We start from the raw sequence: 6,651 nt of genomic DNA, 5'->3' as shown, positions 1-6,651 counted from the left end.
AACCACCTGATCGACGAGTACACCGACGGCCGTCCCCTCGGGTTCCTCGGCCAGAGCGGCGTCAACGTCGTCCTGCTCAACAAGGCACTCGGCGAAGAGAAGTGACAATGTCACCCACAACTCGGTGAACCGACCGACCCGGGTACGGGGGCCACGCCCCGCACCCGGGTCGGTCGCCCGTGTACCCGCTCGTGTGCTATCCGCTTGTGTGCCCGGCCCCCTCCGGAGGCGGGCACACCCTCCGCATGGAAAGAGCAGTGCCCATGTCCCGTGACCTCAACCCCGGCACTCCTGTCCGCCGTGGGCAGTTGAGGGTGTACCTCGGCTCGGCACCCGGTGTCGGCAAGACGTACCGGATGCTGGACGAGGCGCGCAGACGGCGGGACCGCGGGGCGGACGTGGCGGTCGGGTACATCGAGTGCCACGGGCGCCGGCACACCGAGAACATGCTGGACGGGCTGGAGCTCATCCCGCGACTGAGCCGCACCTACCGGGAGACCGAGTTCCAGGAGATGGACCTGGAAGCGGTACTCGCGCGCCGGCCGTCCCTGGTCCTGGTGGACGAGCTCGCCCACACCAACATCCCCGGCGGGCGCAACGCCAAACGCTGGCAGGACATCGACGACCTGCTGAACGCCGGCATCGACGTCATCACCACCGTCAACATCCAGCACCTGGAATCGCTCAACGACGTGGTCCAGAAGATCACCGGCATCCCGCAGCGGGAGACCGTCCCCGACGAGGTGGTCCGCCGCGCCGACCAGATCGAACTGGTCGACATGGCCCCGCAGGCGCTGCGCCGCCGGATGGCGCACGGCAACGTCTACAGGGCGGAGAAGGTGGACGCCGCGCTCTCCAACTACTTCCGGGTCGGCAACCTGACCGCGCTGCGCGAGCTCGCCCTGCTCTGGGTCGCCGGACGGGTGGACGAGGGCCTGCGCGACTACCGGGCCAGCCACAACATCGACCGGGTCTGGGAGACCCGGGAACGCGTCGTGGTCGCCCTCACCGGCGGACCCGAGGGCGAGACCCTGATCCGCCGCGCCGCCCGGATCGCCGACCGCACCGCCGGCGGCGAGCTGCTCGCCGTGCACGTCACCAGGAGCGACGGCCTGGCCGGTGCCTCATCCGGGGAACTCGCCCAGCAGAGACAGCTGGTGGAGACCCTCGGCGGCAGCTACCACGTGGTGGTCGGCGACGACATCCCCACCGCGCTGCTCGCCTTCGCCCGTGGCCGGGACGCCACCCAGCTGGTCCTCGGCACCAGCCGCCGCGGCCGGATCAACCGCTTCCTCACCGGCCCCGGGATCGGCGAGACCACCGTGGACGCCTCCGAGGACATCGACGTCCACATGGTCACCCACGAGTTCACCGGACGCGGCCGGTTGCCCTCGCTCGGCCGGCGCCACTCCAGGCGGCGCACCGTCGCCGGCTTCGCCTCGGGCCTGGCGGTGCCCAGCCTGCTGACCGCCGTGCTCTCCCAGTTCCACAGCCAGGTGAACCTCACCACCACCGCGCTCATCTTCCAACTCGGCGTCGTGGCGGTCGCGTTGCTCGGCGGCGCGGTCTCCGCCCTGGTCGCCTCGCTGGTCGCCTCGCTGCTGCTCAACTACTTCTTCATCCCGCCCGTCCACAGCATCACCATCGGCGAGACCAACAACGTCATCGCGCTGCTGGTCTTCGCGGCCGTCGCACTCACCGTCTCCACCGTGGTCGACCACGCCTCCAGACTCACCTCACGGGCGGCCCGCGCCACCGCAGAGGCGGAGACCCTGTCCACCCTGGCCGGCAGCGTGCTGCGCGGCGCCGACGCGGTGCCCGCGCTGCTGGAGAAGTCCAGGACGGCCTTCGGGATGGACTCGGTGGCGCTGCTCGACCGGGCCGGCGGCGCGGTGCTGGCCCGAAGCGACGCCGAGACGGAGACGGGCCCGGCCGAGAGTTCCGCGATCACCGAGATCGCGGTCGGCAAGGACGCCGTGATGATACTGACCGGCCGCCGGCTCCCGGCCGCCGACCAGCGGGTGCTCACCGCCTTCGCCGCCCATGTCGCCGCCGCCTTGGAACGCGACCGGCTGGCCACCGTCGCAGCCGAGGTCGAACCGATCAAGGCCGCCGACCGGATGCGCACCGCCCTGCTCGCCGCGGTGAGCCACGACCTCCGTACCCCGCTCGCCGCCGCACTCGCCTCGATCGGCTCGCTGCGCAGCCCCGACGTCGAGTTCTCCCCGGAGGACGAGGCCGAACTCCTCAGCATGGCGGACGCATCCCTGGTCAAGCTCACCCGCCTGGTGGACAACCTGCTCGACATGAGCCGGCTCCAGGCCGGCGCGCTCACCCTCCACCTGGCGCCCACCCACCTGGAGGAGGTCCTGCCCCGAGCACTGGACTCCCTCTCCGACCCGGACGCCCCCGTCCAGCCGCTCGATCTGGACACCACGCCGCCCGTCCTGGCCGATCCGCCGCTGCTGGAGCGGGTCCTGGCCAACGTGATCACCAACGCGCTGCGCCACAACGCCCCCGGCGCGCCCGTCCTGGTCGCCGCCTCCGCCCACCAGGACCGGGTGGAGATCCGGGTCGTCGACCGCGGCCCGGGCATCGCGCCCGAGGACCGCGACCGGGTCTTCCTGCCCTTCCAGCGCCTCGGCGACACCGACAACACCACCGGCGTGGGCCTGGGCCTCGCGCTCTCCCGCGGACTCGCCGAGGCCATGGGCGGAACCCTGGAGGTCGAGGACACCCCCGGTGGCGGTACCACCATGCTGCTCACCCTGCCCGCCGCCGGAACGGGAGAACCCCAGCCTTGAACCACATCCTGGTCGTGGACGACGAACCCCAGCTGCTACGCGCACTGCGGATCAACCTGCACGCCCGCGACTACACCGTGCTCACCGCCGCGACCGGCGCCCAGGCGCTGGAATCCGCCGGACGCCTGGCCCCCGACGCGGTCCTGCTCGACCTCGGCCTGCCCGACCTGGACGGCATGGACATCATCCGCGGCCTGCGCGCCTGGAGCGCGGTGCCGATCATCGTGCTGTCCGGACGGAGCACCACCACCGACAAGGTGGGTGCCCTCGACGCGGGCGCCGACGACTACCTGACGAAACCGTTCGTCATGGACGAACTGTTCGCCCGGCTGCGCGCGGTGCTGCGCCGGCCCGGCAGCGAGGACGCCCCGAGCACGATCACCGTCGGCAGGCACGTCGTCGACATACCCGCGGGCACCGTGACCGGCCCGGACGGACCGGTCCGGCTCACCCCGACCGAATGGAAGATCCTTGCCCTGCTGCTCGCCGCCCCGGGCCGGCTGGTGCCCGGCCGCCAGATCCTGCGCGAGGTCTGGGGCCCGCAGGCCGAGGACCACGGCAACTACCTGCGCGTCTACCTCGCCGGCCTGCGCCGCAAGCTGGAACCCAACCCCACCCGCCCCCGTCACCTGATCACCGAACCGGGCATCGGCTACCGCTTCGAGCCCTGACGGGTCGCCGGCCCAAGGCACGCGGGGCCAGGGCGCACGGCCGTCGCACGGCGCTCCGCGTCCCGGGCCGGCCGCCCGTTAACAAGGTGTCAAGATCGGTCCCGTAGGCGCCAAGGGCGCGTCAGGGAGCGCGAGTATGGGCTCCGCACGCCGTAGCGTCAGCGGTACGGACGCGGCTGTTCCTCGGGGGAGAGACAGGCCGCGACCACCGCCGGTGATGAGCTTCACCGTTCGATTGTCGGCGGCCAGGTGATGGGGGAGGGACGCGCGGCGATGGCAGCGGGTGTATCGGGCAGACCGGTCAAGCCGGCCGGGAAGACCAGTCCGCCGGGGGCGGCGGACGACGGTCAAGCCGGTCCGATACCCGCACCGCGCGTCCCACGCACCTCAGCCGAAGGGGACGGAGCACCTCCGGGACCGGCCGTGCAAACCTCACCGCCGCGGTCGGTCCCGCGAGGCCAGACCGGGCTGATCGAAGCGCTCAAGTCCGCTGCTCGGAAGCCGAGTTCCTGGACCACCCCACGGCTGGTCCGGGCGCTCACCGCACTCTGCCTCGCCACCCTGATCGCCGCGGGCGCCAGCACCGCCACCGTCCTCGACGGAGCTCGTACCGGCACCGACACCATCGGCCACGACAAGGCCCCGCAGGCCGTCCGCGCCGCCGACCTCTACTTCGCGCTCGCCGACATGGACGCCCAGGCCGCCAACCTGCTGCTGGCCGGCGCCGACCCCGACTACGCCAAGCTGCGCACCGAGACCCAGCAGACCTACGAGCAGCGGCGCGTCCAGGCCGACTCGGACCTCCAGCGCGCCACCGAGGCCGCCGCCGGGGACCCCGCCGGCGAGCAGGCCGTCCACACCGTCATCGACGACCTCGGCCAGTACGAGAGCCTGGTCGCCCGAGCCCAGCTGCTGGAGGAGCAGGCCCACGCCCCGGCCGGCCGCCCCTCGCCCGACGCGCTCGCCGCCTACCGCCAGGCCACCGACCTGCTGCGGCAGCAACTCCTGCCCGCCGCGGACCGGGTGAGCTCGGACAACGCCACCACCGTCGACCGCGTCTACACCAGCCGGCGCGCCGACCTCGCGGCCGGACGCCGGTGGCTGCTCGCGGCCGGACTGGTGGCCGTCGCCGCCCTGGTCCTGCTGCAGCGCACGCTCGCCGTCCGGTTCCGCCGGACCCTCAATCCGGCCCTGGCCGTCGTCACCCTGCTCACCGTCGCGGCCGTCGCCGCCGGCTACACGCTCGCGGGCACCGCCGACCGGAACCTGGTGGTCGCCAAGGGCGACGCGTACGACTCGGTGATCGCGCTCAGCCGCGCCCGCGCCGTCGCCTACGACATGAACGCCGACGAGAGCCGCTACCTCACCGACCCGACCCGCGCCGCCGCGTACGAGCAGAGCTACCGCGACAAGAGCCAGTCCATGGCCCGCGTCGGCGGCTCAACCCTCGCCGAGTACGACCTCCGGCTGGCCCAGGCGGTCGACTCCCACCGGGCCGACCTGCACGGCGCCGTGTCCTTCGACGGCTTCCTCGGCGTCGAGCTGCGCAACATCACCTTCCCCGGCGAGGGGGAGGCGGCGGAGAAGGTGCTGACCGACTACCGCCAGTACCAGCGGGACGACCAGGAGATCCGCCAACTGTCCGCCCAGGGGCGGCTGAAGGAAGCGGTCACCTATGACACCGGCACCGCGCCCGGTCAGTCCAACGCCGACTTCGGCCTGCTCTCTGGCTCGCTGGACGGGGTCATCGCGATCAACCAGAAGTCCTTCGAGGGCGCCGTGGCCGCCACCGACCGCGACCTCGGCGCCGGCATCGCCGTCGGCGGCGGGGTGCTGCTGGCCGCCGCCCTGGCACTGACCGTGCTCGCCGTCGGGCCCCGGTTGCGCGAATACCGCTGAGCGCGGTCCGGGCCGTCGGCCTGCGTTCCTCTCCCAGCCGCCCGCCGTGGTGTGGAAGGCCCTCACCACCCCCGAGCTGCACGCCCGTTGGTGGGCTGCTGGGGACGTACGGCCGGTCGTCGGCCACGGCTTCAGCCTGGACATGGGGCCGTGGGGAGAGCAGCCCTGCGAGGTACTGGCGGTCGAGCCCGAGCGGTTGCTCAGGTACGCCTTCGCGTCGTCCACCCTCGACACCACGATCACCTGGCGCCTCGAACCCGAGGGCACCGGCACCCGCCTCTTCCTGGAGCACGCCGGATTCGACCGCGACTCCCCGCTGGGCAGGACCGCCTTCCACGGCATGGGTGCGGGCTGGCCGAAGGTGCTGGGCCGGCTCGCCGCCGTGCTGGACGAGCCCTCCGCCTGAGGCGCCGGTCCGTGGGCACCCCGCCGCACGCCCTGGCCGCCCGTGCGAACCCGTCGGTCGGTTACCCGGCGCGGGGCGGCGGCCCGCCAGTCCGCGGGCCCGACACAGGGCGGACCTCAGGGTGCGAAGCTCATGATCATCAGCTTCTCCGGGTCGGGGAACGGGACGAAGCCGACCCTGGCGTAGACGTCGTGGGCGTCGACTGTCGACAGCATGACCCGCTTGAGCGCGTAGGGTGCGAGGTGGTCGCGGACGGCGGCCGCCAGCCGGGTGCCGAGGCCCAGGCCCCGGTGGTCGCGGTCGATGTAGACGTCGCAGAGCCAGGCGAAGGTGGCCAGGTCGGTGACCACCCGGGCGTAGCCGACCTGCGACCCGTCGGCCGCGTAGACACCGAAGTTGACCGAGGCCCGGATGGACTGCTCCACCGTCTCGCGGGAGCGGCCGAGGGCCCAGAACGCGTCGGTCGACAGCCAGTGGTGGACCAGGTCCCTGTCGAGGCGGTCCGGGTCGGTGTCGACCCGGTAGCCGTCCTCCCTGTGAGTGATCATGAATCCGGACGGTAGCACCGGGAGCCGGACCGTGTCCGTGACTTCGGCCGGCCGGAGCGGTCACGCCACGGGGACGGCTGCGGCGCGGTGCTCGCGCAGCGGGCCCAGGCGCAGCCCCCGGGCGCGGCAGGTGTCGACGAGGCGGGGGCGCCGAGGGTGGCGCGCCAGGAACCAGGAGCGGCGGTGCAGTCGGTGTCGTGGAGGAGGACGGTGCCGCCGCCGGCCAGCCTGCGGGTGACCGTGAGGTGGACCGAGTCCGGGGTGGCGGTGGCGGTCCAGTCGCGGCCCCAGGCGCTCCACAGGACGGGGGTCAGCCCCAACTC

General features: G+C 72.8%; 7 protein-coding genes. 5 read left to right on the top strand and 2 right to left on the bottom strand.

Translation table 11 applies throughout. From position 1 onward, the window contains the following. Positions 1-6: 6 nt before the first annotated feature. From ACZ5ON_RS11865 to ACZ5ON_RS11845, 5 genes are all read left to right on the top strand, one after another. Complete coding sequence (locus ACZ5ON_RS11865) at positions 7-105, top strand: hypothetical protein (RefSeq protein WP_465589453.1); 99 nt, start codon at positions 7-9, stop codon at positions 103-105. Between the two features lie 158 nt (positions 106-263). Next, positions 264-2,804 carry an ATP-binding protein gene (locus ACZ5ON_RS11860; RefSeq protein WP_465589396.1) on the top strand — a complete coding sequence of 847 codons (2,541 nt, stop codon included), beginning with the start codon at positions 264-266 and terminating at the stop codon, positions 2,802-2,804. After that, complete coding sequence (locus ACZ5ON_RS11855) at positions 2,801-3,475, top strand: response regulator (protein ID WP_465589393.1); 675 nt, start codon at positions 2,801-2,803, stop codon at positions 3,473-3,475. The genes ACZ5ON_RS11860 and ACZ5ON_RS11855 overlap by 4 nt, the downstream gene beginning before the upstream one ends. A gap of 423 nt (positions 3,476-3,898) precedes the next feature. Further along, positions 3,899-5,374, top strand: coding sequence for a hypothetical protein (locus ACZ5ON_RS11850; protein ID WP_465589390.1), 1,476 nt, complete (start codon positions 3,899-3,901; stop codon positions 5,372-5,374). Positions 5,375-5,420: 46 nt separating this feature from the next. Beyond that, the gene (locus ACZ5ON_RS11845) at positions 5,421-5,780 is read left to right on the top strand and encodes an SRPBCC family protein (RefSeq protein WP_465589387.1); all 360 of its coding nucleotides are present in this window, start codon (positions 5,421-5,423) and stop codon (positions 5,778-5,780) included. 116 nt (positions 5,781-5,896) lie between these two features. Here the strand turns inward: ACZ5ON_RS11845 and ACZ5ON_RS11840 are convergent, their stop codons facing one another. Together ACZ5ON_RS11840 and ACZ5ON_RS11835 are read right to left on the bottom strand one after the other, a co-directional pair. After that, positions 5,897-6,328 (bottom strand): GNAT family N-acetyltransferase, encoded by a 432-nt coding sequence (locus tag ACZ5ON_RS11840; RefSeq protein WP_465589384.1) that lies wholly within the window; start codon positions 6,326-6,328, stop codon positions 5,897-5,899. Next, positions 6,325-6,648: a hypothetical protein gene (locus ACZ5ON_RS11835; protein ID WP_465589381.1), complete on the bottom strand. Its 324-nt coding sequence runs from the start codon at positions 6,646-6,648 to the stop codon at positions 6,325-6,327. The genes ACZ5ON_RS11840 and ACZ5ON_RS11835 overlap by 4 nt, the downstream gene beginning before the upstream one ends. Positions 6,649-6,651: the final 3 nt, after the last annotated feature.

The organism is Kitasatospora sp. NPDC032150, assembly GCF_055579945.1.
Note: the sequence above shows the minus strand (reverse complement) of the source record. Positions and strands in the feature narration are given on the sequence as shown.